The organism is Enterococcus sp. 6D12_DIV0197, assembly GCF_002174385.1.
GTDB lineage: Bacteria > Bacillota > Bacilli > Lactobacillales > Enterococcaceae > Enterococcus_D > Enterococcus_D casseliflavus.
In genome coordinates this window covers 765,630-792,057 of record NZ_NIBN01000001.1, presented here as the reverse complement: position 1 = coordinate 792,057, position 26,428 = coordinate 765,630, and the positions used below count along the sequence as shown (strand labels likewise).

The 26,428-nt window shown below is 41.1% G+C and carries 25 protein-coding genes; 7 read left to right on the top strand and 18 right to left on the bottom strand.

Annotated features, from left to right (window positions below; genetic code table 11):
- Nucleotides 1-2: 2 nt before the first annotated feature.
- Nucleotides 3-485, bottom strand: a complete 483-nt coding sequence (locus A5867_RS03805) for a PTS sugar transporter subunit IIB (protein ID WP_087626901.1) — start codon at nt 483-485, stop codon at nt 3-5.
- A 1-nt stretch (nt 486) separates the two neighbouring features.
- Entirely contained in the window at nt 487-927 is a 441-nt protein-coding gene (locus tag A5867_RS03800; RefSeq protein WP_087626900.1) for a PTS sugar transporter subunit IIA, read from the bottom strand.
- A 252-nt stretch (nt 928-1,179) separates the two neighbouring features.
- Here A5867_RS03800 and A5867_RS03795 point away from each other — a divergent pair, with 252 nt between their 5' ends.
- Complete coding sequence (locus A5867_RS03795; RefSeq protein ID WP_087626899.1) at nt 1,180-3,927, top strand: sigma 54-interacting transcriptional regulator; 2,748 nt, start codon at nt 1,180-1,182, stop codon at nt 3,925-3,927.
- A 603-nt stretch (nt 3,928-4,530) separates the two neighbouring features.
- Complete coding sequence (locus A5867_RS03790) at nt 4,531-4,719, top strand: hypothetical protein (protein ID WP_005227564.1); 189 nt, start codon at nt 4,531-4,533, stop codon at nt 4,717-4,719.
- Between the two features lie 415 nt (nt 4,720-5,134).
- On the opposite strand, the gene A5867_RS03785 is transcribed toward A5867_RS03790, so the two are convergent.
- The 12 genes from A5867_RS03785 to A5867_RS03730 all read right to left on the bottom strand — a co-directional run bounded on the left by A5867_RS03785 (nt 5,135) and on the right by A5867_RS03730 (nt 18,409).
- A complete protein-coding gene (locus A5867_RS03785; RefSeq protein ID WP_170927490.1) occupies nt 5,135-6,061 on the bottom strand; it encodes a LacI family DNA-binding transcriptional regulator in 927 nt (308 codons plus the stop codon).
- A 262-nt stretch (nt 6,062-6,323) separates the two neighbouring features.
- A complete protein-coding gene (locus tag A5867_RS03780; RefSeq protein WP_087626898.1) occupies nt 6,324-6,983 on the bottom strand; it encodes a hypothetical protein in 660 nt (219 codons plus the stop codon).
- The gene (locus A5867_RS03775) at nt 6,980-9,097 is read right to left on the bottom strand and encodes a hydantoinase/oxoprolinase family protein (RefSeq protein WP_087626897.1); all 2,118 of its coding nucleotides are present in this window, start codon (nt 9,095-9,097) and stop codon (nt 6,980-6,982) included. The genes A5867_RS03780 and A5867_RS03775 overlap by 4 nt, the downstream gene beginning before the upstream one ends.
- Nucleotides 9,098-9,112: 15 nt before the next feature.
- Nucleotides 9,113-10,399 (bottom strand): citrate transporter, encoded by a 1,287-nt coding sequence (locus A5867_RS03770; protein WP_087626896.1) that lies wholly within the window; start codon nt 10,397-10,399, stop codon nt 9,113-9,115.
- A gap of 94 nt (nt 10,400-10,493) precedes the next feature.
- Complete coding sequence (gene hxlB / locus A5867_RS03765) at nt 10,494-11,036, bottom strand: 6-phospho-3-hexuloisomerase (RefSeq protein WP_087626895.1); 543 nt, start codon at nt 11,034-11,036, stop codon at nt 10,494-10,496.
- On the bottom strand, nt 11,033-11,650 hold the full coding sequence (locus A5867_RS03760) for an orotidine 5'-phosphate decarboxylase / HUMPS family protein (protein ID WP_087626894.1): 618 nt from the start codon (nt 11,648-11,650) through the stop codon (nt 11,033-11,035). The genes hxlB and A5867_RS03760 overlap by 4 nt, the downstream gene beginning before the upstream one ends.
- Nucleotides 11,628-12,617 (bottom strand): sugar kinase, encoded by a 990-nt coding sequence (locus A5867_RS03755; protein ID WP_170927489.1) that lies wholly within the window; start codon nt 12,615-12,617, stop codon nt 11,628-11,630. The genes A5867_RS03760 and A5867_RS03755 overlap by 23 nt, the downstream gene beginning before the upstream one ends.
- Nucleotides 12,592-13,320, bottom strand: coding sequence for a sugar phosphate isomerase/epimerase (locus A5867_RS03750; protein ID WP_140397099.1), 729 nt, complete (start codon nt 13,318-13,320; stop codon nt 12,592-12,594). Before A5867_RS03750 ends, A5867_RS03755 begins: the two co-directional genes overlap by 26 nt.
- Nucleotides 13,321-13,372: 52 nt before the next feature.
- The gene (locus A5867_RS03745) at nt 13,373-14,374 is read right to left on the bottom strand and encodes a LacI family DNA-binding transcriptional regulator (protein ID WP_349290011.1); all 1,002 of its coding nucleotides are present in this window, start codon (nt 14,372-14,374) and stop codon (nt 13,373-13,375) included.
- A 299-nt stretch (nt 14,375-14,673) separates the two neighbouring features.
- Nucleotides 14,674-17,031, bottom strand: a complete 2,358-nt coding sequence (locus A5867_RS03740) for an HAD-IC family P-type ATPase (RefSeq protein WP_087626890.1) — start codon at nt 17,029-17,031, stop codon at nt 14,674-14,676.
- A gap of 421 nt (nt 17,032-17,452) precedes the next feature.
- Entirely contained in the window at nt 17,453-17,965 is a 513-nt protein-coding gene (locus A5867_RS03735) for a ClbS/DfsB family four-helix bundle protein (RefSeq protein ID WP_005227560.1), read from the bottom strand.
- A gap of 15 nt (nt 17,966-17,980) precedes the next feature.
- Nucleotides 17,981-18,409 (bottom strand): effector binding domain-containing protein, encoded by a 429-nt coding sequence (locus A5867_RS03730; protein WP_016609714.1) that lies wholly within the window; start codon nt 18,407-18,409, stop codon nt 17,981-17,983.
- Between the two features lie 93 nt (nt 18,410-18,502).
- Here A5867_RS03730 and A5867_RS03725 point away from each other — a divergent pair, with 93 nt between their 5' ends.
- From A5867_RS03725 to A5867_RS03715, 3 genes are all read left to right on the top strand, one after another.
- Nucleotides 18,503-19,411 carry a YafY family protein gene (locus A5867_RS03725; RefSeq protein WP_087626889.1) on the top strand — a complete coding sequence of 303 codons (909 nt, stop codon included), beginning with the start codon at nt 18,503-18,505 and terminating at the stop codon, nt 19,409-19,411.
- A gap of 41 nt (nt 19,412-19,452) precedes the next feature.
- The gene (locus A5867_RS03720) at nt 19,453-19,971 is read left to right on the top strand and encodes a helicase (RefSeq protein ID WP_228078793.1); all 519 of its coding nucleotides are present in this window, start codon (nt 19,453-19,455) and stop codon (nt 19,969-19,971) included.
- Nucleotides 19,972-20,070: 99 nt separating this feature from the next.
- Nucleotides 20,071-20,532: a GNAT family N-acetyltransferase gene (locus A5867_RS03715; RefSeq protein WP_087626888.1), complete on the top strand. Its 462-nt coding sequence runs from the start codon at nt 20,071-20,073 to the stop codon at nt 20,530-20,532.
- Nucleotides 20,533-20,651: 119 nt separating this feature from the next.
- Here the strand turns inward: A5867_RS03715 and A5867_RS03710 are convergent, their stop codons facing one another.
- The 4 genes from A5867_RS03710 to A5867_RS03695 all read right to left on the bottom strand — a co-directional run bounded on the left by A5867_RS03710 (nt 20,652) and on the right by A5867_RS03695 (nt 24,194).
- Nucleotides 20,652-21,494 carry a class I SAM-dependent methyltransferase gene (locus A5867_RS03710; protein WP_087626887.1) on the bottom strand — a complete coding sequence of 281 codons (843 nt, stop codon included), beginning with the start codon at nt 21,492-21,494 and terminating at the stop codon, nt 20,652-20,654.
- Nucleotides 21,495-21,882: 388 nt separating this feature from the next.
- Entirely contained in the window at nt 21,883-22,716 is an 834-nt protein-coding gene (locus tag A5867_RS03705) for a MerR family transcriptional regulator (RefSeq protein WP_087626886.1), read from the bottom strand.
- Between the two features lie 21 nt (nt 22,717-22,737).
- Entirely contained in the window at nt 22,738-23,478 is a 741-nt protein-coding gene (locus A5867_RS03700) for an ABC transporter permease (RefSeq protein WP_016609706.1), read from the bottom strand.
- Nucleotides 23,475-24,194, bottom strand: a complete 720-nt coding sequence (locus tag A5867_RS03695) for an ABC transporter ATP-binding protein (RefSeq protein ID WP_016609705.1) — start codon at nt 24,192-24,194, stop codon at nt 23,475-23,477. The genes A5867_RS03700 and A5867_RS03695 overlap by 4 nt, the downstream gene beginning before the upstream one ends.
- 250 nt (nt 24,195-24,444) lie before the next feature.
- Here A5867_RS03695 and A5867_RS03690 point away from each other — a divergent pair, with 250 nt between their 5' ends.
- Complete coding sequence (locus tag A5867_RS03690) at nt 24,445-24,936, top strand: PH domain-containing protein (protein WP_005227545.1); 492 nt, start codon at nt 24,445-24,447, stop codon at nt 24,934-24,936.
- Nucleotides 24,926-26,392, top strand: a complete 1,467-nt coding sequence (locus A5867_RS03685) for a PH domain-containing protein (protein WP_087626885.1) — start codon at nt 24,926-24,928, stop codon at nt 26,390-26,392. Before A5867_RS03690 ends, A5867_RS03685 begins: the two co-directional genes overlap by 11 nt.
- Nucleotides 26,393-26,428 lie beyond the last annotated feature (36 nt).

Here is a 26,428-nt window from a genome sequence, read left to right as displayed (position 1 = left end):
AATTATTTTTCACTCCTTTCAATCTCTTTTAAGGTGATGATCTTATCCGAAGGAATCATCTGAATTTCTACAGCGACTCCTTTTTCTTGTATAAGTTGAAGGGCTTTCAATTCATCTTCGGATAAAGAAACAGCTTTGGTATATTGCTTTCTGCCCGGTTTGTTTTTCATCCCACCAACATTCAACGTCTCAAAGGCAACTTCTCCTGTACAAAGACTGAGTGCATCAATCGAATTGGTCAGCAGAATCAACGTTCTACGTTTGATCGTCGTCTTGTGGTAGACCTCGATAAACTTATCTACACCAAATGTTTTCACTAAAACATCCTGCGGTGCCATCATGTCAAAAACTGATTTTTGAACAGGATCATTTACAATATCATCATTAACAATCAAAATTTGCTCAATTTTTTTCTGTTTGACCCAAGTCGTCACTACCTGTCCATGGATCAACCGATCATCGATTCTAACTAGTTCAATAGCCACTCTATAATTCCTCCTCTTCTTTTGCTGTTGCTTCTAGTGGTGCCACTTCGATTTTCTTAAAAATCAACGGCAGCACTTGCTGGATACTATCTTCGAACTTCACAAATGACAGATTACGATTATTAGCGATCTCCAATAAAACCGCTAAATTCAATCCAGAATAGGCGATAAAGTTTTCCTGTTGATGATTTAATAAAATAATTGCTGCAGCATTACTAGGAGTGCCGCCATAAATATCACTTAAAATCAGCAAACCGTCCTCGGTATTTAATTTCTCGATCTTTGCCTCCATCACCTCGACAAATCCAGAAAGATCAGTACCTGGTTCTAAAGCTACTGCTTCGATATTTTCTACCGTTCCCAAAATCATTTTCAAGCTGTTCAATGCCTCTTGAGCAAATTTCCCATGGCTTGCTAATAAGACGCCTATTTTGTTTTCCATATCCTCGCTCCTTTCACTTTTCTTTATGCAATTTGCGTGCCAACTTTTTTATTTACTGAAATAATAGGCTTTCCCACAGATAATAAGACACATCCAATACACATAATTGTTCACTTTTATAAAAATGTTTCGCTGCGATACGCTTCAATACACATGAGACGATCCAACAATGCATGAGAGACACATCCCTTTAGGAAGGAGTATTGCTTTTACGAAGATTATCGGTATAGTTAGACATGAGGTGAACGATTGATGAAACGAATAGATAAAATATATGCTTTTTGTTTAGAAGTAACCGCCGATTTGACGCGATCAGATTTAGTAAAACAACCTGATGTTGGAATCACCGCAATGTTTGTGGCAAAGCAATTAGGACTGATGCGAAACAATGTCTCGGCTGATCTAAATGCATTAGTAAAAGAAGACAAACTGATCAAAATCACAGGAAAACCTACTCGTTTTCTCTGCAAGCGTAGCCTTGAGAAGCTCTTTTCTTTGCCATATATTCCATTGCAAACGATTTCTAGCATTGAGGAGATCGTCGCTTTGTCAAAAAGTAAATCATCAGACCGACCATTCGAGACACTGATTGGTGCCCATAAAAGCTTAGCACCCGTTATTCAATTAGCCGAAGCCGCAATCAATTATCCTCCGAGAGGATTACATACGATGATCTTGGGTGAATCAGGAACTGGAAAAAGCCTACTGGCTGAAAAAATGTACGAGCATGGTAAAAAAGAAGGGGTGTTTTCTCAAGAAGCACAGTTTGTCACCTTAAACTGTGCGGATTATTCCACCAACCCGCAACTGCTACTGGGACAGCTATTTGGAAGTAAGAAAGGCGCTTATACTGGGGCTGAAGCAGATAAAAAAGGCTTGATTGAGATTGCAGATAACGGTGTATTATTCCTTGATGAAGTCCATCGATTGCCTCCTGAAGGTCAAGAGATGCTATTCCAATATATTGATAAAGGCAGTTACTATAAACTAGGAGAAACGCAAGATAAATCGTATGCTTCTGCACTCTTGATCATTGCCACTACTGAACCACCTAATTCTGTTTTGTTGGATACCTTTAAACGACGTATTCCAGTTTCCATTCAGATGCCTAGTTTGAACAATCGTGATCTTTCAGAACGCCTGGAACTTATTTTTCATCTCTATGACCGTGAAAGTAAAAAAATCAACGCTCAGATCACTGTTGATGGAAAAGCCGTTGCCTCCTTATTGACCTACACGCCAATTGGAAACATCGGACAACTGAAAAGCGATATCCAGCTGTCCGTAGCCCGAGGGCTTTTAGAAAAGAAAAAGACACAGGCTGAAAAAGTCTTGATTACCCAAGAGTTCTTCCCACCTTCAGTCATGTCTGCTTTTATTTCGACCACTCAAAAAGAAAAAAAGATCATCAACACATTGATCGACCGAGAAGCTTTTATTTTCGGGAGTGAATCTTTCTTGCATGAACCTATTGAAGGTGACTATGATTTTCTGGAATTTTTCCAAGAAAAGAAAGACGGCTACTCAATCACCAAAGCATTTAATGATTACAGTCAAAAAATCGCTAAGCAACGGCTGATGAACGAACAGTTCACTTTCCTTTTGAATGAAGACATAAAAAATATCATGTTGATCGTTTCCGATATTTTGTATGAAGAATGTGACATTATCATAAGTGACACTATCAGTACTGCCTTTGCTTTGTACATGTACAGTCGCTCTGCAGAAGGAAAAGCACCGACTTTGGATCTGAGCAAAAAAATCGCTGATAAAAAAGTGACGAATGCACTGAGAAGGATCATACGAAAGCTAGAAAACCAATATTCACTCTTCTTCTCTGAAGATGACATTCTTGTTCTATCGGAAATAATTACATCGATAAAAAACAACGAAAAACAAACTAGCGATTTTGGTATACTCGTTTGTGCACATGGTGACCGAGTGGCGACTGAATTAAGCCATACGATCAATCAGCTTTTAGGTAAAGAGATTATAGTACCGATTGATATGCCACTTCAGGCTGCCCCAAAAGAAGTCTATGATAAAATCAAGCAATTGATTGTGGAACTAGACTATGAAAACTGTTTATTGTTTGTCGATATGGGCTCCATGACTGGGATTGAAGGACAAATCAAAGAAGAAACCGGTAAGAACTTATTTATTCTTGAACGAATCGATACTCTGTTACTGCTTGAAGCCGCAAAAAACAAAGAATTGCTTTCAATGGAACTGGCTTTGACCGCAATGTCACTGGCTGATTTGGAGAAAAAAAGAAGCCACGGTATTCAGCAAAAAATCAATCAATACTTTGGTATCAAAAAGCGAAAAGTCATTTATACTGTTTGCCGTACTGGTGAAGGAACTGCCAAATTTTTAGAAACAAATCTAAAGAGCAGCTTTCAGAATTTCGGTATTTACGACGTGGATATCAAACCGATCAGTGGCAATGATGCACGATCCGTCACCGAATTCATTGATAAACATAACGATTACGAAATTCTCGCAACGGTCGGTACATTAGATCCTAAAATTGCCTTTATCCCTTTCATCTCCTTGCAAGAAATCATCTTAAATAATGGTCTGCACAAGCTAATCAAACTTGCTGGTGGTGTATTAAAAAAAGAGCAAACTGCTACGTCAGAGCTTTACACACGTGATATCGTCATTGACATGGGGATCGAATCCGTAGACAAATACCTCTACTTGCTTTCGGGTTTTAAACTAAAAGACACTTTAAAGTCTTTGGTCGTCCAATTAGAAACAGCTTTTGGCATGACTTTTTCCAATTCGATCATCTTAAACACATTGGTCCATACGGCTTATTTGATTGAACGTTTGTTACTAAAAGGGAATGAATTGGCTTATCCCGATACAAACGAACATGATGAAGCTACATTAAGATCAATCAAAACGGCACTAACAGAAATTGAAAAACAGTTTATGATCACGATTTCTGACGATGAATGTTATTTCCTATTGGATATCATTTTGGAAAAATAATGAACGCCATCACTACTTGGTAAAATAAAAAAGGCAAACCTACAAACAGGTTTGCCTTTGTTTTCTACTTTCTTCAAACACTATTTCACGCATAGCTACGAGATGCTGGATCACGCGTCCTTTCTCCGAATACCTCGGTCGGTAGGCATTTTGATCCATTGTTCGGGTGGACGTTTTCTGATTTTTTTTGGTGCAAACATCAGTTGAACCGTTCTTTTGACAAAGTTATTTCGGTATACGTTTTCCATAACTTGCACGCCCTTTTCAATTGAATTAGGAAGTGGTGACGCCGATCATTCTTCCTACCTTTATTATAAGCGTGAAGACGGGACAAAACAAACAATATAGCTGGGGATTTCTGGCTTTCTTTCCCTCAACTTTGTAGTCGATCGCTCGCTAAATTGGTACGATCCATTGAATAATATTCAACTAGCCATCGTATATTTATTGAAAAACCAAATGAAAAATTACAGAAAAGGTTGATTTCCACTCGAATAAACAGCCGAAAGGACGAGTTTTTGAATGAAAAATCGTTTCACTTTACTTTTTCTTAAATTTTAATTATTATTCTTTTGAAATAAGATTAATGAAGGAGATAAAAACATGGAAAAATACCAAGTGTTCCCTGGTCAAAACTATCAGGCAAATGTTATTGGCTTTACCGGTTTACAAGAAGTTAGTGTGATTCATGTTTACGAAAATACTGCGACTGTTCTAATCAAAGAAACAGCTGAAACAGGTGTTGCGAAATTATGTAATTTTCTAGTGGGTGCAACACAATTAGTTAGTTGATGCTTTGTAATTAATCAAAACATGATGGAGCAATTTGCCATCCAGCATGTTGTAGGAAATCGCTCCAGAGATACTCGTCTGTGAGATTGCCTTTTTCCTATTCATCAATTACAGTAGTATTTTTATTTATCTACTCAATATCTCTCTACTTTATATATAAATAGTGTTAGAATGAACAAAAGGAAACGTATCAGGCTTCCCCCAAGAGAATCTTCCCCAAGTACTCTTGTCTGATACGTTTCCTATTTTTGTGGCGAAAAAGCCACAGACCAATGGTAGCCCTTTACTCTGTGAAAAGCAAGCATTCAAAATAAATTTTTTCTTTATTTTTTTATTTTATCTCTACAATTCCCCTTTAATAAGCAGGCAAAAACACACCTCTCGACAAAAAGGTGTGTTCTTTTTATAACAATGATTATTCACGGATAATAAGTTCGTAAGGCAGAATGATCTGCTCTTGTTTTCTTTCTTGAAACAAGCGAAAGGCTTCTTTGCCGCACTGATCCAGATGAAACTCAACGGAAGAAAAGTGCAGCATTTGACTGATGAGCAGGTTTTCTTGCCCAATCACGACGGGTGCTGTTCCGTGAGGGTATTGATTTAAGATCATCGCTGCGATCTCGTCCCCATTTGTGATCACCCCATCGATTCCTCGTTCCTTAAAAAATGCAGCTGCGGAAATCCCGTCTTGTGCTTTGATACAATCCCAATAAATATCTGCTTCAGAAAAATTAGGAAACAGCTCCTTGGCTTTTGCGATCGTGTTGACTGAATTGCAGCTGAGGCGTTTGCTGCGCCCTAGCGTCAGTCCCAAGCGTTTTACACCTTGTTCTTTCAAATACTTGATACTGGCTGTCACAGAGCCGACCAAGTCGATCGCCACGAAAGGAACGGCAGTACCGGTCGAATTTTCACAAAAAACAATCGGTCCTTTTTCCATGTAGGGATAAAATGTCTCGATATGATTTGCGCGGGTGATGACGATCAAGCCGTCAAATCCCTTTGCAGCGAATTCTTCTAGATATTCTAGCTCCAGCTTCCGATCAAAATTGGTCGGCAGCAACGTCACCTTGTATTTTTGGGCAAAGGCTTCTTCCATGATGCCATTTAAAATTCCATCAAAGAAGGCGTGATTGACAAACGGTACGATGACTCCAATATTATAGGTTTTCCCCGAGCTGAGCTTTTGGGCGATTTTATTCGGTTTGTAATCCAGTTCTTCCATCACCGCCAAAATCGCTGCTCGCTTTTGCTCATCAACATAAGGATGGCCATTGATCACACGAGAGACCGTCGTGATCGAAAAACCAGTAATTTTTGCTATATCGCGAATCGTTGCCATTTCTTTCATTCCTATCTGATTGTTTTGCTCGTGACCTAAGTCTACCATAGAAAATTAGTTGTTCCACTTTCGACAATTTTCTGAAAAGGTCTCTTGATTGATTGTACGGTATGAAACGAGTTTCATAGCAAGCAATTTTTTGAGTGATATCATACCCATTCCATATCATTTAGTAAACACGAAGTTTTTTAATCAAAAATAATACTTAGCCTGATCGTTACACGCAGGCTAAGTATTATTTCTCTGATCCATTAGCTATTTATTAATATGACATACCCAAACGAGCCATACGTGTGACATCGTCTATTTTTCTTTCTATCTCCTCAGGAAAATAAGGATAGAGAATCAAATATTCGAGAAATCCTGGATAAAACGTCAAAGAAAGAAGTTTTTTTGCAAAAGCCATCGCTGCAATTTCACTCAAACTTCCCAATTTTGTCTTGTGTTGATAGGGTCCTATACGCCATAAAGGAAGTTTATAGTTGTTTATGAACAGCGTTTTATCCTGTTCTTGAAAATAATGAAACAATTCATGTGCAATGACAATATTTTTCCACTCAGAATATTTCAGCCAGCTCAGCTCGTTATTCTCAAAAAAAGACTCCTGCTCGTGTATTTTTGAGTTGATAATGATTTTATTAGGCGATTCAAAATAGCCGACAGAGGCAAACATTTTGTCGACAGTCATTTCTGAAAAGGACAATTCTATCCCCAATTTACCAATCATCTCTGCTAAAGATAATGAGGGATTCTGTTCCAGCATCCTTTGTGCCGCTAATTTTCCGCAATCACTCGCTTTATGAATCAAACACCTATACTCCTCAGAAGGGATTTTTGAAAAAAAGCGATCCTCTTTTAGCTGTACAAACTGGATTGTTTCTTCAGGCAATGCCAAAAAATCATCTATTTTTTTATAAATCATAGGTTGTTTCGGGCAGCTGCTACGATCACTTCTTCTCTGCCGCCATGTTGCATAAGTTCTGTATCCATCACCATGTGCAGCTGGGATAACTCCAGCATTCCAGTATAATCAACGACTTTTGCACCGATACAAAGATAAATGTCTGGTGCCAGCTTTATATCGCTCTTGTAGACTGCCAAATCTTCCCAAAACTTATCTACTACGTTTCTGATGCCGCCTACCGAGGTTTTAATTGCCTCCCCGTCACCTCTTTGAACTTGGATGAATCCTTTTTTATCGATGATTCTGATCTCTTGCTGACCCTTTTTCATCGTTCCAAAACAGAAAAAGAAGTCATTTTCTTCGATTAAATAGACATTCCCCTCTTCTGTCTGCATTGATTTTGCCACTAATTGTTTGGCTTCTTCAAGATCGACTTTTGCTGAAAGATCGGTCGTTTTTACTTCTGTCGATCCTGTAGCGATCGCTCTGACCTTATTCGTCTGAGCATCAATTTCCATCTGCACTTCAATCGTTTCTGGTGATGCCCCAGATTTAGTTGCAGAGCTGATTGCTTCATTTCTGATATCCTCTAAATCTTGTGGACTTGGATTAGGAATAACCCGCTCAACGACGTCACGAACCATCGCTAGCGCTACTCCAATCGAGGAAATCACTTCTGCATGCTTAGCAATATCGTAACCTAGCCCCATTTTCTTTGCAGTGTATGGAAGTAACGATGTCGCACCACCGCCGCCACCAACTAACGAAATTTGATTCCGCTCAACTTTATGTTTATCAGCTAAGAAATTAATTACTTTAATGACCACATCTGAGGCACGATCCATAATTTGAGTTGCTGCTTCTTTGACTGATACGCCTAAATCATCAGCAAGAGCTTTGACTGCTTTATAGCTGGCTTCATAGTTTCCGTATGAATAGTCGCCCGGTTTCACTAATTTTAATGCGTTTGCTGCGCAAGTTACTGTAATTGCAAAACGTTTCCCATCTTTTCCTTCAATGGCAATGTAGTCTGATGGATCATTATCTAACGGTTGGATTCGAACGACTTTTGGTTCTATGATCTCTTCTGGGTTTGTAAAAGCAGCATAAGGTAATTTTGCAATATGGGCGGATCTCGGTCCAACAGCAACAACTTCATTTGTTCCTGCTCTGACCATGCTGCCTCCGGCAACGCCGGAAACATGAACATCTAAGGAACTGATCAAGGTTTTATGCCCTCCTACGACAGAATAATCAATCATAGGACGCCCATTTTTAATTACACCGATATCGGTACTCGTTCCTCCAACTTCAAAAAAAATCGCATTCGAAGCCTTTAGATACATCAATGCTCCGACGGTAGAAGCTGCAGGCCCAGAAAGCATGGTAAGAACAGGTCTTTTACGCATTTCATTAATATCCATGACACCACCATCACCACGCATGATCATTAACGGTACTTTTATGCCGGCTTGTCGAACACTATCTTCTGTACTGTCAGCAGTTTCGAACATTTTCGGCAATATTGAAGCGTTGATCACTGCTGTTCGGGTACGTCTCGATAATCCGTACATTTTACTAATATCGCTTGCTTGAGAGACTTCAACATTCATCTCTTTTCCGATTTCTGCTACAGTTTCTTCTTCCGTCTTATCATCAACACCAAATGCTTTTGAGGCAACGATCACTTCTGCTCCTTGACTAAGCAATTCTTCCACCGTTTTTTTCGCCATTTGTTTATCAAACTTCTTCAGGGGAATATACTTATTAAATGTCTGAATTTTTCTTTTGCCTGTTTCATCCAGTACGATATCATCGATAACAGCTTGCTTCTTTGCAAGAAAACTGCTTCCTAGTCCAATAACACCCGTAATTGCTACATCTCCTTCTAATAACGCATTTGTTGCTTGTGTGGTACTATGCGCAATAAACATTACTTCTTCTGGAGAGATCTCATTTTCTGATAGACATTTTTCAAACGCTTGGACAACTCCTGCCGATACGCCAAGCTTTTCATCGTGTGTCGTCTTAACAGACCCAATCCCCACTATTTCAAAAGTATCATTGTCTATTGCAACTGCTTTTGTGTGCGTACCGCCAACATCAATTCCGACTCTTATCGCTCGTTTCATGACTGTTTCTCCTCCTTATCGTCCAAACATCAAGTAACAAATAACTACATTGATCGCACCAGCCGCCCAGCCCCAAGCAACACCTGTCCGCATGAACTCTTTTGCCCCAACTTTGGTATAATTCAATGCCCACAGATTCCAAGACTGTGTTGGACACGTCGAGAGATTCATTGCAATTGTCGGTATATAAATCAATGGAAAAAGCAAACTTACTGGAAATATCCCCATCCCTTGAAGAATGCCGACTGTTGCACTGCCAGCACCAAAAATGGTCAAAGGTCCGCGAAATAGACCGAAAGGAATCATGACAGCAAATGCGATACATAGCACCAGTGTACTTGTAGGTACAAAATCACCAATTACCGCTTGGAAAAAAGGAGCTGCAATTCCAGAAGCTCGGTTGAACATCGGTAAAATGAACAGGAAACCCAACAGTGACGCAACATCAACGACTCCATCATAAAAAGTCCGTGTGATCAAGCGTGTGCCTTCTTTGTAATTTGGTAATTTTCCACAAACAGCTAGCGCATAAAGAGAAGCAACAATAAATGCTGGAATCGGCTGCCAACCAAAGAAAATCGCTAGAACTACAGGAATGACAGGTGTGATCAATGCATAGACAGGCACTTCTTTTTCTTTAGGAACTGCACTCACTACTGCAGCTAAATTATAGGTCTTTCTTTTTCTCAAGCCGAAGAACAGCATAAAGATCACCATCAACGTTTGAACACCAGCCGCTGTAAATCCGAAACGCAAATAATTCCAGTCATACAAATACTCTGTAAAAATCCCTTGCATCTGTTTAAACAGCACGATATTTACATACATGCCGCTTCCAACACTCATGAGATAGGCGGTCACAGCAAGCGGCTTCGGTACCCCTAGTGACATCAATATCGGCAAAACAATGATTCCGATCGCGACAACTGCACCAGCTCCAAATGTGGAAGTGAAGATCAATGTCGTCACAACACATAGCAATACGGTTGTAAATAATGGATTTTCTCCACTCAATTCAACCGTCTTTTTGATCAAGCTTGAAGCAATTTCCGTTTCAATCAAAATCCTACCAAACCAGCTTCCGAAAATAACTATGACAGCCGTAGCACCCCAACTTTCCGGTCCTCCTTGAAACACATCCAACATGGCGGATTCCCAAGTCAACTGTCCGCCTACGATACTGAAAAAGACCCATATGATCGCCATAACGAAGAAGCCGATCATGAGATTTCCTCCCTTTGCAGCAAAGCGTATCAATAAGAAGTAACTAATCAACAATATAATGCCAATAATAAAATCCATTCTTTCTCTCCTTACCCATTTTTATTTGTTATATCTATTTTTTTGAAGATTTGTAGACAAATTTCATAAAAAATGACTTGCTGAACGCTGTGTTCTATTCCATATTCGAGTGCTGCTCATTTGCTTGCTCATTGCTGACCGATTTTTTTTGACTAAGTTCCAAACACACATAATCAAGGGTGATATGGAGTGTTTGATCAAACAGACTGCTTAAGAGTTGTATCGAGTGAATTCCGCTTCCTGTTTTAGTAGCACCTGGAATGATCACTGGATGATCTGCCAAATGGGCAAGTTTAGAAGTATCCGAACTTGTTAGTCCAATGATTTTAACTCCATTTGCTTTGGCCTTTTCCGTCAATGATATGATCATACTGGTAGTTCCTGAACCAGAAATCGCCACTAATGTATCTCCAGAATTTACTGAGGGAGTAGTTGATTCTCCTATGACATATACGGGGAAACCTAGATGCATCAACCGCATTGCAAAACCTTTTCCCTGTAATCCACTTCGCCCTTCTCCTAGAACAAATATCCGCTTTGCCTGCTGTAATGCGTCCATCATCTGATTTATCTGTTGGAAATCGAGACGGGTCATGACTTCTTTGATTTCTCGCAAGATCAAATCCATCTGCTTCATCGAATCACCTCCAAGTATTTTTTTATTTCATTTTCAATAGTTTCTTTTTTTAAAATTGAACTTCCAACAATGACAATTTCGATCTCACTTAACACTAATGTTTTTACTTTTTCAAGATCCAGTCCGCCAGCGACTGCGATCCGTTTCACGTGAGGAAAAGCTTCTTTAAAATGTTGCGTTTCTTCCACAAGGGAGGTCGCTTTATCACTGTCTTTAGAAACATGGATAGCATAAATTGCTTCATCATAGTGAGAGATTTGCTTGATTTTGTTTTTATCACAGCCCAAAAGATCAATCATTACTTCTTTGTTGTATTCCTTAGCGATTTTGCAGCAAATATCAATCGTTTCAGGGTCAGCTGCTCCCATAACAGTTAATATATCTGCACCAGCCTCATAATAGTTGCGAAATTCATATTCTCCTTCATCCATCGTCTTGATATCTGCGAGAATTTTACTGCTTTTCGCCAATGCTCTTGTTTTTCGCAGACAGTCTAGTCCAAAGTCTTTTGTCAAAGATGTACCAATCTCGATGATATCTACCCCATCGATTCGCCCAACGAATTGTTTTGCTTGCTCAAGACTAACTCTATCAATAGCAACTTGTAATTTCATTGATTCCCTCCTTTTCTTTATGCTGTTCAATAAAGTCCTCTAAGTGCTTTTTGTTAGGCAAATTCTCATTGTCACTGATATGACTTACTTGGATCGCTCCTATTGCGTTAGCTCTTTCCAGCATTTCTTCTATCGAAAGTTTCTCCATCAATCCAGTGACAATCCCCACGGCAAAACCATCTCCAGCACCAACTGTATCGATAACCTTTTCCACATGGAATCCTGCTTTTTCAATAACTTGAGACTTTTTGGCGCACAACGATTTGCTGTAAGCCCCCTTTTCTCCTGTCTTAATAATTACTGTATTGATTCCCATATCCAAATAATAATCAGCGATGTCCTCTTTTGTTATTTTCCCACTCAGAATAGCGCCTTCCTCTATCCCTGGTAAAAAATAATCAGCATATCTAGCAATTTCATTGATTCGCTGAATCATCAGTTTCTGGCTTTTCCATAGAGCTGGCCTAAGATTTGGGTCAAAAACGATCACAGTTTCTTGTTCCTTTGCCTTCGCTATCAATTGCTTTACTAAATGAAAAGTAGTATCGTTTAAAGCCATTAATATACCAGTAACATGAAAAATATCAGCTTCGCTAAAATCAATATCTTTCAATTTTTCTTGATCCATATGATATGCTGCCGATCCTCTACGGAAATATACGACTTCAGGATCATTCTTTGCGCCTTTATTCTTTAGCTGAAAACCGGTAGGGTGTTCTGGATCAAAGCAAACAAGCTCAGTGTCGATTTTTTCTTTTTTCAAAAAATCATGAATGTATTCCCCAAAAGGATCTTCTCCTAAATGAGTGATGTATTGGACTTCATGACCGAGGCGAGCCGTTCCTACGGCTACATTCACTTCAGCGCCAGCAATAAAGCGGTCATACCCTGTAACATCTTTTAACTTTCCTGGAGTCTGGGCAACAAACATGGCCATAGGTTCACCTATCGTTATTACTTTTCCCAACACACTTTCCCTCCTTTACTTGAATCACTTCTTTTTCTAACTCTTCAAAATTCATTGGATACTCCAAGACGATCGGCCATTCTTTAGCAAGATATTCTTTCCAAGGAATACAGCCTTGTTCTAACAAAACAACTTGACCCTCGAAATTTAAATTTTTCAAATGCAACGCTCGAATCTCGCTTTTGGTTTGTCGAAAACTTTCCTCAGGATCTTCCCCTACCTCTAGCCAGTTTCCTAAGTCGAATGTATATCCGATTGGTAAATGATGCTCTTCGAGGAGAGAAAGCGCTTTTAAAACATGGTTCAATAAGCCGTTCTTCTGAGTCTGATCATTTTCAATCGTTACCTCGATCGGATATTTCATTAAATAATGATCAAGTTCAGCCTTTGCTTTTTTCGAAATTCCTTCTACTTCACCAATATTGCATTTTATTGATTCCGCGCCTAACCTTTTGGCTTCTTCCAGCCATTGTCCAAACGAGACATTCAGTCCCGTAGGGGTAAATAATGGTTCAGGAACTGAATAACGGACTTGCCAATTTTTACGTTTACCGGTTTCCAAAATAAGCGAAATTTCTTCTTCTTTTTCTTTTTGATCAAATGGAAAGTATTCCCTGCGAACTTCCACCCCCTGAATCGGCAGATCTAATAGTGCTGCTTCTTTTATAAAATCTTTTTGTGAACTACATTCTGTGCCAGTCATAATGATCGTATTGATATAGATGTTCTTCAATAAATACTCCTCACAATCTTTTTTATAGTGATTCTCTTAGATGAATTGCAGCAGCTACTTCAATTCGTTCCGCAGGCTGAGGAGCGGTCATTTCTTCAAGCAATATCGTAACCGCACGCTGTCCAATTCTATGGGGGTCTTGGTGAATTGTTGTAATGCCTGGTGTGATCAATTCTGCCCAGAACCAGTCGTCATATCCGCACACTCCGCACTCTTTTGGAAATACAAGTCCCATATGATGCAACGCAACAACAATCTCATAGAGTGCATTTCCGTTGGATGCAAAAAATGCCGTTTTTTTCTCTAAAGGATTTCTTTTTACATAATCAATAATTGCACTGCCTTCTCCTTTTGAGAATAACTGAACGACTTCAACTGAGATATTTTTTGCTAAGGCAGCAATTTTTATTCCCTCATAGCGCTCTACACGAGGGCTAATATTTCCTATAGGCTCTGTGACTAATATGATTTTTTCATATCCTTTTTCTATGATCTCTTGCGTTAATTTCTTCGTGACTGTAAAGTTATCTGATTGAACTACTGTCCAATCAGAGCGGCCGATGGAGCGGTCCACCAGTACTGTTGGGATATCCGAATCAATGATTTTTTTAAACGCTTCCAATTCTGTTGAGACCGGTTGAAGCAAAATCCCGTCGACATTTTGATCAATCAATTTTTGAAGTGCTTTTTGCTCCTCTTCCTCATTGTTGTTCGTGTTCATAATGATCATCTGATATCCTGTGTCGCTTAATGCATCTTGGGCTGCCTTGATCAAATAAGCAGAGTATAAATTTTCTATATCAGCGACTAGTAAACCGATCAACGAACTTTTCCGCAGCTTTAAACCTTGCGCTTGTTTGCTCGGACGATAATCCAGTTCTTGAATGATTTGATTGATTTTTTCTTTTGTTTTCAAGGACATATTGCCATATTTACCATTCAGATAACGGGAGATCGTGGTCTTTGATACTCCTGCACGTTCTGCAACTTCTTGAATCGTTACTGCTTTTTTCATATGAATCACCTCAAGTTTGGTTAACCGATACACATATTGCAATCGCTTTCTAAACGAAAAGCAACGTTTTTTATCAAATTACATAATTATAAGATTGAAATTCGTATTAATATGACAAATTAAAAAATCAACCAGAAGATTTATCCGATTACACCGATAATTCTCCCAAAAATTGATTGACTGTTTTAAACAACCACTTTTAAAAAGTTGGTTCTGTTTTCTAAGGATGATGACTGATTTATCATTTTTCGCATTAATATGGTAAAAAGCCTGAAATGAGTGGTATCCATCATTTCAGGCTTGTTCTATTAGTTTTGCACTTTCTGCAGCGCTCGTTTCTTCGTATATCTTCGCATCAGCAGCTCGATGCCCTTATCCGCAAAGCGTTGCATGTAGGCGGAAAAATTCAACAAGGCAATCAAGAGAATGAGGTTGAGATAGCTGGTATTGCCTAGGTTAAAGAGGTCGCGACCGACGATCAAAGCAGCAAAGTACAAGATCTGAGTGCTGAAAAAAATCATCGTTCGATAGCTGTTGATCGCTGGATAGACTTTTTTCTGGATCAAGCGATAGTTCCAAGCAGTAAAAATAATGCTCATGATCGATAGAGCTTTACTGCTGCTGTTGAACCAATAACCAAAGTTGATGATCAGCAAAGTTCCTACCGTAATCGTCAAGGCTGTTGGAAAAGCATTTTTGAAAATCGTCGTCATAAAGTCCCCTTTGATCCGATTGAAGTCTGGTTCAAAGTTTAAAAAGAAGGTCGGAATGCCAACAAAGCAGGCATTGATGATCGTTAATTGGATCGGCTCAAAAGGATAGGTCGTTCCTGATAACAACGTCCCCATGGTGATCATGATGGAGAATAAGACTTGCACTAGCACCAATGAACCTGAGCGGGTAATGTTATTGATCACTCGGCGGCCTTCATCCATGACCGATGGCAAAGCATCAAATTGATTTTCCAAAAGAACCAGATTTGACACTTGACGCGCAGCATCAACACCAGAAGCCATTGCGATCGAGCAGTCGGCTTCTTTCAGCGCCAAAACATCGTTGACGCCATCGCCAGTCATTGCGACGGTATGCCCTTGTTCTTTCAAGTAGAGCACCATTTCTTTCTTTTGTTGCGGCGTCACTCGACCAAAAATCTGATAGTTGCTGACAGCTTCTTTTAATTCGGTCGCTGTTAATTTTGACACATCGATAAAATCAGCTGCCCCTGGTAGATTGACTTTTTTCGCGATTTGACTGACTGTCACTGGATCATCGCCAGAGATGATCTTGCATTGGATTGCCTGTGAACGAAAATACTCCAAGGTTTCTTTGGCATCTTCACGAATCGTGTCTGACAGTAAATAAAAGCCCAGCGGTTCAATATCCGTCGGCAGTCCTGCCTCCTCATAGCCTTGCGTACTGTGCGCCAAAACGATCACCCGGTAGCCTTCTTCTGCCAGCTGCCTTTCCTGTTTTAAGACAGCTTCATGGTTGGTTCCCAGTAAAATCGACGCAGCTCCGATGAAATAAGTGCCTTGTCCTTCAAACGTGACGCAACTGAATTTACGATCAGATGAAAAGGGGACGACTTGCTGCATCTGGTACGTCGTTTTTTCTGGGAAAAAGGTCCGTAGCGCCATTGCTGTTGGGTTCTGATCGGGCAGCTGCGCCATTAAGTTACCAGTGATTTCTGCCAGCGGTGTTTCCGATTGAAAGGAAATCGTCTTTTCCACCGTCATCTTGCCTTCGGTGATCGTGCCCGTTTTATCTAAGCAAAGAACATCGACCCGTGCCAAGGCATCAATGCAGTTCAATTCCTGCACCATCACTTTTTTGCGCACCAGATAGACGGCACTGATGGTCAATGTGACACTGGTCAATAAAAACAAACCTTCGGGGAACATTCCCACAGCTGCCGCCACCGTCCGTAAGATGGCGGTGTTGAAAGTTGCATGAGAGAAATAGAACTGTTTAACGAATAAGAGGGTACATAATGGGACCAAAATCAGGCTGATCCAACGAATGATTTTGTTTAAACTGCCTTGGATCAAGTATTTTTGTCGTTTGATGGTTTTGGCTTCTTTGTTGATTTTTGCGATATAGTTGTCAGCGCCTACGTGGATCACTTGGCATAACGCTTCGCCAGCAGTGATAAAACTGCCAGAAAACAACTCGTCTGCTGGCTGCTTGTAGATCGTATCCATTTCACCAGTCAGCAAGGATTCATTGACTTCTAAAGATCCTTGAATGACTTTGGCATCCGTCGGCACTTGATCCCCGCTTTTCAGTCGTAACACATCATCCATTACGAGTTTGTGTATCGGCAAGTTCTCCAGCTTGCCATCCCGATAAACATCGGCTTTGGCAACTTTTAGCAGTGCCAGCTTATCCAGCGTTCGTTTGGAACGAACTTCTTGAAAGAGATTGATGATCACATTGCTGAAGACAACAAAGACGAACAAACCGTTTTGATAAGAACCCGTCAAACAGACGAGAAAGAATAGGACACAGTTGATCAAATTGAAAAAGGTAAAGATATTGGTAAAAAGGATTTTCGGGTACGTATTCGTCGTATCCTTTTTTGTCTTATTGACTTGACCGCGCTGCACCCGCGCCTTGACTTCTCCTGACGTCAAGCCAATGGTTTGGTTGTTTTCGATGATCCTCACCCTTTCTATTCTTAGTCATTTACTTTTATTTTGCTGAATATTCAGCAAACTTGCATCAGACTTGGGAATGGTTTTGTGTGTTTTCTATAAAACCAATTGGCGTCGATTGCGTAAGATAGGCCATCGACTCCCCGCTTTTTTTCTGTAAAAAAACAAGTACTGTTTAAAATATAGCATACCCTTTTAAGAATTGGCGTTTCATTTTTGTCACCTTCGCGTCACTTTAGGAATTAAAATAACAGTTTATTCCTTAACCTAAACCGACTAGACAATAAGCTAGTATAGGCTTTCCAGGTGGTTTCTTGCGATGACACAAAACAAAAAAACAGCTGATCTTCACAGATCAACTGTTTAACAATTCTTTAAGTTAGCTGTTCCTCAGTTGCTAAAAAACGCTCAACCCGCTTGCTTCTTTTATTGATCAATGCAGTGCTTCCTTTTTCCATTTTCGGATTTTCGTTCGGAAATTGGTAAAGGGTGCTACTGTATTGATATGGATCCATTTATAGACTGGCCACTGTGCTTTGGTGGTTGCCCAATCCCGCTGCCCTGCTTCAAACAATTCCTGATCGGATAAGCCTTCGATCCACTGGCAAAGGGCCGTCACTTTTTGGTCTAAGAGCTCCTGCTGCTGTGCTAAGGTCAAACTGCCGTATGTCTGATAAAAAGATTGATACAATCCGCCAAGGTTGTTCCATTTGTACCCTTCAGCAGGTGTGTGAACGCTCATCCCTTGCTGTTCCTGTGCTTCCCATGACAATAACAAACTGACCCAGCCGATTTGGTAAGACAAGTTTTCTGAAGGGGTCTTGTCGACACTTGCTATCCGTTGATTTCGCAGGGCTTCAGGAATTTCATCAAATTCTTGGCGAAATTTTTGGTAACGTTCTGTAATCTCTTGGATCAGCGCTGCTTTGCTTTCATATTGTCTCATTGTTTGTCCTCCTATTCAGGAAAATAGCTGCTCTTTGTCGCTTTCAGCAATGGCGATAAAAATCGTTACTTCGCCGTCTGGCGCATACTGTTCAAAATCAAAGGAATACCTGCGCTGCAGCTGCTGGTTTTCTTCCTCAGACCAGATTTGACGCCAAGTAGTCAAAATGCCCTGCGCATCGCGCCGATCGATCGGATACTTTTTCCAAGTATATTTTTCTGTATCAAAGTCTGCTTGCTCCGTTTCTTCGAAACAAAGCGAAACGGCATAGTCTCCTTGATAGTTTGACTCATACTCGTGGTAAACGCAAGCGATGACCATTCCTTTTTCTGCGGCTTTCTTGACCGCCTCGCTGTTTTTCTCCCATAAGCCAGTGATTTTTGCTTGAATCGCTGGATCAGTAAAATTATTGGTTCTTTCCGTTGCCATTATCGAAAATTTCATTGGATTTCCTCCTTCTTTGTCTTTATGATACGATAGAAACCTAGACACCTTGTGTCAGTGTTTTATCATCTTTTTATAAAAGGAGTAAACCAAGTGAGCACGACACGCCTATTCGGCCTTATCTACCACCTGTTGAATCATGAAAAAGCAACCACTTCTGAATTGGCCAAACAATTTGAAGTCTCGACTCGCACCATCACCAGAGATATCAATACCCTAAGCAGTATTGGCGTGCCCATCTATACTGAAACGGGTCGAAATGGCGGCGTTTATCTGTTAAGCAGTTTTGTGTTGGATAAAGTGTTATTATCAGAGGAAGAACGGAAAAACCTACTTTTGGCGTTGAAAGGGATTCGCCAGCTGACGCCACAGATCAGTGGGCAATCGCTGGCAAAACTGCAATCCTTGTTTAAGCAGCCCGATGCTGATTGGCTAGAAGTGGATTTTTCCACTTGGCATCGGCGAGAAAACGGCAACGACACGTTTGATTTATTAAAAAAGAGTATTTTAACAAACCACGTGATCACCTTTGATTATGTCGGTAAACAGGGACTGCAAAAACGCATCTGCCAGCCTTATAAACTGCTTTTTCGCTCGCAAGCTTGGTATCTGCAAGCCTTCGACCAGCAAAAGAATGCCTTTCGGATATTTAAAATCAGCCGCATGAGTCAGGTCTACGTCTCTGACCAGCATTTTTTCCCAGTCACTGCGCCTGATTCTGCCATTGAGTTGACTGTTGACACCTATCCTGCGCGTTTGTTCTTTCAAGCCGACGTTCTTTATCGGGTATATGATGAGTTCGATCATCAGGATATTACTTTGACGGAGGAAGGCACTGCTGTGGTTACCGTTGATTTGCCCGAGGAAAGCTGGGTAGTGCCCTATTTGTTCTCTTTTGGAAAAAGCCTATGCATTTTAAGTCCCCCTCGACTAAAGAATCGTTACCAAGAAGAAGTTGCTGCGATTTATGCCAATTTGTCCGAGAACGAGGGCGCGAACTGATTTTTTTAGGAAAAGGTTCCCTATTGAAAGGAGTGTTTGATTTGAAGGAAGTGATCGTACAGTATGGCGGGGTTTCGCTAAACCGCCTTTGCCAGCAGTTGAAAGAAAATCAGATTCACTTAAACGCGTATGCCAACCAGCTCTTGCGCCATCCCCAGCTCTCCCTCAGTGCCGATAAACAGCGTGCTGCTTGTGTGATTGTTCCCCTTAAAGAACTGGGACTCCCCCAAGGCGGCTCTTTGACGGAGATTTTTGCAGCTGCGCCTTCTTATGGATTGACTTGTTGTACCTTGGAAATGGCCTTACACTTTCGTCTTAGCTATCGCCAACTGGCAAATAGTACCGGACTGAAATCCCAAGGAAAAGCGCCAGCTGCCGCAATCACGATCGCTTCTGTGCCTTTGGAAAAAACCGACGATTTCCCCAAAGGATTCTACGTTCGCCGCATCGATGGGGTTGACTGGCTACGAGGCTATACTTGCGATGCACGCCACCAGTTTGCACCGGATGACCTATTTTTGTTTCAACGACGAGACCCGCTGCCAGAGCGCCTCAACTGAAGGGGAAACAAACCGTTTCATATCAAATGTCCTTGTTTCTCATTGCCTACAATCATTCCGTAGGTTAAGAAGAGCCGAAAAGGACAAAAGGAGAAACAGATGAACTTAATCCCAATGAAAGACAGCGACTATGCTGCCTACTTAACCAATGCAGTTTTCGAATACGCCAATGACAAAGTCCAAGCAGGCACATGGGCCAAAGACGAGGCCCTCGCCCTAGCCAAAGAAAGCTTTGCTTCCCTGCTTCCTCAAGGGACTGCCACCGAAAACAATCACTTGTTTTCTTTATTTGCAGCTGATTTTAATGAACCGATCGGGGTGATTTGGGTCAACACAGCTGCCCAGAAAGCCTTCATCTATGACTTTATCATCGAGGAAGACCAGCGAGGAAAAGGCTATGGCACCAAAGCGTTACAGGCTTTGGAAAAGTGGGCGATCCAGCAAGGCATCACCGAAATCGGCTTGCACGTTTTTGCCCATAATCAGTCTGCGTATCAGCTATACAAAAAAATGGGCTATTTGGAAACAGATATTACGATGGTTCGACGTTTCGCTGAGTAGTACGAAAAGAGCCACATCATTCGTACCTAGGAATCAATCGACCAGACCTGCGCCAAACAAAAAGAAACGACAGAAAATCGTCGTTTCTTTTTGCTTCTATTTACATAAAAACCACTCTTTCAATGAGTGCATGGTTTTTTCAGTAGTATCGCCATTGTTGAACCTTCTTCGCTATAAGGACTGCCTTTGACATCGCCAAATACCTCACAGATATCAAAGCCTGCAGCCTGAACTTCCCTCAGCAATGCATCTTTTGTAAAATAGGTCGTCCATAAATAATAATTGGTGAGCTCAGTTTCTGCTAAAATCGTTGTTTGCTCCAGCAAGACGTGATCAGGATATTTCCATCGTTGATTCAGCACAAGATGAGGATCGCCCCGCCAAAACCCTGCTGATTCATGACTTTCCCAGGTCTGTTCTTCATCAAGCGTTAAAAACTGGGCAATCGTAAATACATCGAACAAAAATTTGCCACCCGGTTTTAGATGCGCCAGCACATTATTTAGCAGCAGTTTTCGTTCCTCTGGATTTAAGGCTCCATAATCGCAATAAATCAAGGTAATAAAGTCAAACTGCTGAGGCAATGCTATCTCCAAATAATTATCAAATAGATAGGTAATGTTTAATTGCTGCTTACTCGCGGAATCTCTCGCATAGGCGATGGACCTTCTGGAGTAATCAACACCTGTCACTTGATAGCCTAGCGCTGCAAATTTTTCCGCATAGATCCCTGGTCCGCAGCCGATATCAAGAAGTTGCGTCTGTTTTTCTGGTGGAACAATGCGACTGATCCAGCGAACGGATTCGTCGATAAAGTCAGCCTTTCTACTCGCTCCCTCAAAATCAGGATCCAAATGAGCCTTTAACGTTTGCTTGGAAATATACGCATCATCCCAAAACGCCCCTGTCATTTTTTTATAGAGCGGTGGCCGCTCGATTGCCTTTCTCAATTCTTGGTACATCTTCTTTTCCCCTTTCAAAATAATTGAAAAACAAAAAAGACCGCAGATTTTACTCTGCGGTCAATCTTCAAGCGATGAAGATCAAAAAGCGAAGAGTAAAATAAAATCAATGATAGGCACTTCAAATAAAACTGCAAGCAGTCAATTTTTTGCCTATGAAATTGATTTTATTTACTCTTTTCCAGTCCTACCCCTGTTAACGAAGGAATAACAGCAAATAGGCCGGAGACATCACCTTTTTCTCTTGTTTTTCTGCTTTTAGTTTAGAAGGCGCCAGTCGATTTGTCAATGGGAATTGACTGTAGACACTCGATTAAACGATGGTCTTGCCGAAATTCACGCCTTACGGAGTAGAAATTTTGCAAGAACGCTGAATGTTTACTTCCCTTCACCTGCTGATTTTTTCAACAGGAAGCTGGATCTCAGTCAGCCATTCCTCTTCACTTTCTTTATTCCAAATACCATCAATATAGCTTTCACGAAAAGGCCCTGTGATTCGATAGCCGTTATTTTCAGCAAACTGGATAACCGCAGCATAGGCTTTCGGAAACTCAGTATAGGCTCCTTTATGGACCGTGCAAACTGCCTCTGGTACTTCTTCTATCTGCTTGAAGGCCAAATTTCCTTGATTATCTTTCATTTCTGTGACCGCTTCGCAAACTTCCACATCAATGTTTTCTTCTTTGTACTCGTTGTCATGATAGATAGTAAAGCAATATTCGGGCAATGCGCAGACGCAACCAGCTGTTTCCATCTCAAGCCCCATTTCTGGGATCATAGAAAACAACCGATCGAAGCTTGGCACGACCATTCTCATTGAAGCGACGATAACCGCTGGCAAACGTTTCACGATCATTTGGTAATTGGCTTCTTCCTGTTGCAAATACCCTTCGATCTGCGTGAGCATCGCCATCCGTTCCGTGATCTCTCTCATCAATTGCTGTCTCTTGCGATGCAGTATTCTCCTTTCGCTTTCTCCTGCTTGCACTTGTTTGATTTCATCGATGTTATACCCCATTCTGCGTAAAGCTAATAACCGATGCAATGGTGCCAACTGACTAGAGATATAATAGCGATACCCATTATCTGGATCGATAAAATGGGGCTTAAGCAGCCCCACCTCATCATAATAACGCAGTGTTTTTATCGTCACTTGATTCATTTTAGAAAACATGCCGATTCGATACAGCTTATCTGGTGTTTTTTCACATTCTTGTGTCATAACTCTTTCCTCCGTTTCCTGTTATTCCCAACGGAAAAGCTTAACTGCCAAACCAAATCCTATGATCGTCACCACTGTCAATAGAAAAAGAATGAATCGAGGGTCACCGATTGGTTGATCGAGACTCACACTCTTTAACAATTTAACGCCTTGTGTCAATGGCAGAACATTAGCGACTTTTTGTACACCTTCTGGAAAGAGCTCAAAGGGAATCACTGCCCCAGAAAGAAACAACATGGGAAAATAAACCACTGTGCATACGAGATTGGCAATCTTGATATTTTTACACAAACTAGCAATCAATAGTCCTAGGCTATACATGGCAATCATAACGAAAAAATAGCTAGCTATCAATACTATCCAGCTGCCTTTCATTTGATAGTCGAGAAATACCACCGACACGAATGCGACACCTATCGCTGAGAGTAGTGCAGTCGCTGCAGCTACTACCACTTGAGCCGCAATCAGATGAACTGGAGAAGCTGGGGTAACAAAAAAGTGTTTCAAAATCTTTTTGTCTCGATAATCACAGATAGTTAACGGAATCCCCATAAAGGCTGTTGCGCAAATCCCTACCACCAGCAACGAAGCAAAACTGCCCTCTTGAAATGTATATGAAGTAGCACCAATCACTTTCTCTCCACCGATCATATTCGTCAAAAACAGGACGACCAGCGGCATGCCAATACCAAAGACGATCCCATCAATTCCTCGCAACGCTAACTTTCCTTCAATTTTTGCTAGTTTCATTACTTTGCTCATTCTATCTCCTCCCCTACAAACCAAAGATATGCCTCTTCAAGTTTTTGCTGACCGCTTCGTTTTAACAGCTCCTTTGTGCTGCCTTCAACTACCTTGCGCCCATGAGCAATGATACATAGCCGATCACAAAGAATCTCCGCCTCCTCCATATAGTGGGTCGTCAATAGAATCGTCATTTGCGCTTCTTTTAGTTTGAGGAGCGTTTGCCAGACACTTCTCCGTGCTTTTGTATCCAGTCCCGTTGTCAATTCATCCAAAAAAATCACCTCAGGATTCGGGATCAACGCGAGTACAATTGAAAGCTTTTGTTTTTCCCCACCAGAAAGTTTGTCGATGAATTGCGATTCGAATGGTTCCAGCTGAAACAAACGCAAAAGTTCTTGATAGTCTTGAGGCTGTCGATACAAGAGCGTCATCTCTTTGCACAATTCTCCGACGCGAATATTGTTCTGATAACTTGAAGATTGAAGCTGTACCCCCACTTTTTCAAATACCTCACGCCGCTTTTTTTGAGGATCTGATCCGAGAATTTTGACAGAACCTTCCTCTGGTGTTTTGATACCTAAAATTGTTTCAATCGTTGTCGTTTTACCAGCTCCATTCGGTCCTAATAAGCCGAACACCTCTCCTTTTTTTACGGTGAAGGTAAGTTGATCAATAATTTTCCGACCGTTGATTTTCTTAGATAGTTCGGCAACCTCAATCATTTTTTCCATAGCAATCGCCCCTTTCTACTAAAGCATACTGTCTTCTCTTGAGGGAGAGTCAATAGCCTACTTGCCTTTTTTCATGATGAACAACCCCATACTCATTGGTTAGCTAAAAGCGGCTTTCTCTTTTTGTTCGATAGAGCCACACTATTTAAATCACAATTAACTATTTTTAATTTCTAAGCTTGTTTTTTTCTTCTATCTCCACTATATTTGTGGGTAAACCAGTTATTTCTATGTAGAAAGGACGTTTCCCTTGAATTATCCCTTATTAAATGAACAAATGCCTCAGACCATCATCCGTGTTTGGCGGTTGCGGACAATTACTTCACTGATCATTTTCAGTTTACTTTTCGCTGCTTCTTTTTGGTTTTTATCCATGCAAAACTGGCTTCATTTCTGGGTGTTCGCCCTTTGGTCAAGCCTATTGGCACTGACTTTGATCAGTCATCTGCTTTCTTTTGTGCTGATGAGCTATCGTTACAAATTCCATCGCTACGAGATCCAAGAAAAGGATATCGCTATTCAACGTGGCTATCTATTTCGCAGCACCACGTATATTCCGATCCGTCGAATCCAGCACATCGAAACAGACCAAGGGATCTTTTTGCGAAAATACGCTTTAGTCTCCTTACAGATCCATACGGCTGCCACCAACCACACCATTGAAGGCTTGCCAGTGGCGCAAGCCGAACGCTTGCGAGAAACCATCATGAATTTAGTCGAGGTGGTCAAAGATGATCTATGAAAAACAACGACTGCCGTTGCTGTGTATCGGTCTTTATTGGTTCAAAAATTGCAAAAATTTTCTGGTACTAGCATTTCTGCTTGTATTCAAATTATTCAACGACGCCCCTTCTTTTCCGATGATTCTGGGTGGCATTCTGCTATTTTTACTGGTCTGTCTGCTTTTTGCGGTACTGTCTTACGCCCGCTTTACCTTTCAAATCGATCAAACGAGTGTACTAGTCAACAAAGGACTCTTTATCCAAAAACAAACGATTTTGCCATTTGAACGCATCCAAACGATTCAAGAAAATCATTACTTTTATTTACGTCCATTTAAATTAGCTGAAGTGAAGTTGGAAAGCGCCGCAAGTTCGAGTGGTGAAGCCGAAATTCTTTTCCCTGCATTGCCGCTGGCTCTCATTGCCTCCATCGAAGCGTCAAAAAAGGCGGCTGCGACACCACAACAGCCGAATGCCCAAACAACTAGTGGAGAAGAACCAACCGACGATTATGCTGCGTTTTCAGCTGAGAAGTCAGCCAAGCCGCCGCTAGAAACATTCACTTTGAAATTTAAGGAGATTTTCTTGTTTTCTCTCACTGATTTTTCTGTTTTCACCTTGGTTCTAGTCATCGGCTACAACGTGATCGACAACATTCCCAATCTCTTTGCCTATGCATCGGAATTGCAGCAACTTGGCCTTTTATTAGGTGCTGCACTTTTACTCGGGCTGCTGATTTTGTTTTTCTTCCTTGCGATCGCCAGGAATCTTTTCCGTTATTATGGCTTTACGGTGGAAACGAACCAACAACAGCTGCTGATCACGCAAGGCTTGTTTTCTAAACGTCACCAAACGATTCCCCTCGCTAGGATCCAAGGGCTGAGTGTCGAACAAAATCTTTATCGAAGAATCTTTCATCTAAGCTCCGTCAAATTACTGCTGGCTGCTGGCAGTTCGTCAGAAAGCGATGATACGGTCTATCTGTTCCCCATTTTGAAAGAGGCGCAGCTGACCGAAACATTGACCCGCTTTTTACCCGAATGGTCGTTTCAACAAACCGCTCTAGTGAAAAATCCACGACCCAACTTTTGGTACTTCTGCCGTTGGCCGCTGCTGATCGGACTGCTTGCTGTAGGAATCTCTGCCTTCTTTTTCTGGTGGTTAGCGCTGATTTTCTTCGTGTTCTTTGGCTCCTTCGTGTTATCAAGCATCTGGCGAGGCAAAATACAAGGCTATCAATTTTTAGATAACCACGTATTGTTGTGCCAAACGATCCGCGGTCTTACGAAGGTGACCGCTTATCTGAAGAAAAATAAAATCCAAGATTTCACTGTCACCACCACGCATTGGCAGCACAAAAGAGGGCTTGGCAAGTCACAGCTAACCATCAAAACCGAAGATACGCTCACCGAAAGTAAGCTGTTCTATTTTCCATTAACCGAAGCAGAAAACTTACGGCGCTGGTTTTTGTCTTAGTTCATAAAAAAGCGTCAAACAGCAGGACTGACACGC

Bases quoted from the DNA above. Each gene is read 5' to 3' on its own strand.
- A5867_RS03800 (WP_087626900.1), bottom strand. From the start codon at position 927: ATGGAAAACAAAATAGGCGTCTTATTAGCAAGCCATGGGAAATTTGCT.
- A5867_RS03795 (WP_087626899.1), top strand. From the start codon at position 1,180: ATGAAACGAATAGATAAAATATATGCTTTTTGTTTAGAAGTAACCGCC.
- A5867_RS03790 (WP_005227564.1), top strand. From the start codon at position 4,531: ATGGAAAAATACCAAGTGTTCCCTGGTCAAAACTATCAGGCAAATGTT.
- A5867_RS03785 (WP_170927490.1), bottom strand. From the start codon at position 6,061: ATGGCAACGATTCGCGATATAGCAAAAATTACTGGTTTTTCGATCACG.
- A5867_RS03780 (WP_087626898.1), bottom strand. From the start codon at position 6,983: ATGATTTATAAAAAAATAGATGATTTTTTGGCATTGCCTGAAGAAACA.
- A5867_RS03775 (WP_087626897.1), bottom strand. From the start codon at position 9,097: ATGAAACGAGCGATAAGAGTCGGAATTGATGTTGGCGGTACGCACACA.
- A5867_RS03770 (WP_087626896.1), bottom strand. From the start codon at position 10,399: ATGGATTTTATTATTGGCATTATATTGTTGATTAGTTACTTCTTATTG.
- hxlB (WP_087626895.1), bottom strand. From the start codon at position 11,036: ATGAAGCAGATGGATTTGATCTTGCGAGAAATCAAAGAAGTCATGACC.
- A5867_RS03760 (WP_087626894.1), bottom strand. From the start codon at position 11,650: ATGAAATTACAAGTTGCTATTGATAGAGTTAGTCTTGAGCAAGCAAAA.
- A5867_RS03750 (WP_140397099.1), bottom strand. From the start codon at position 13,320: ATGACTGGCACAGAATGTAGTTCACAAAAAGATTTTATAAAAGAAGCA.
- A5867_RS03735 (WP_005227560.1), bottom strand. From the start codon at position 17,965: ATGAGACAATATGAAAGCAAAGCAGCGCTGATCCAAGAGATTACAGAA.
- A5867_RS03730 (WP_016609714.1), bottom strand. From the start codon at position 18,409: ATGAAATTTTCGATAATGGCAACGGAAAGAACCAATAATTTTACTGAT.
- A5867_RS03715 (WP_087626888.1), top strand. From the start codon at position 20,071: ATGAACTTAATCCCAATGAAAGACAGCGACTATGCTGCCTACTTAACC.
- A5867_RS03710 (WP_087626887.1), bottom strand. From the start codon at position 21,494: ATGTACCAAGAATTGAGAAAGGCAATCGAGCGGCCACCGCTCTATAAA.
- A5867_RS03705 (WP_087626886.1), bottom strand. From the start codon at position 22,716: ATGACACAAGAATGTGAAAAAACACCAGATAAGCTGTATCGAATCGGC.
- A5867_RS03700 (WP_016609706.1), bottom strand. From the start codon at position 23,478: ATGAGCAAAGTAATGAAACTAGCAAAAATTGAAGGAAAGTTAGCGTTG.
- A5867_RS03695 (WP_016609705.1), bottom strand. From the start codon at position 24,194: ATGGAAAAAATGATTGAGGTTGCCGAACTATCTAAGAAAATCAACGGT.
- A5867_RS03685 (WP_087626885.1), top strand. From the start codon at position 24,926: ATGATCTATGAAAAACAACGACTGCCGTTGCTGTGTATCGGTCTTTAT.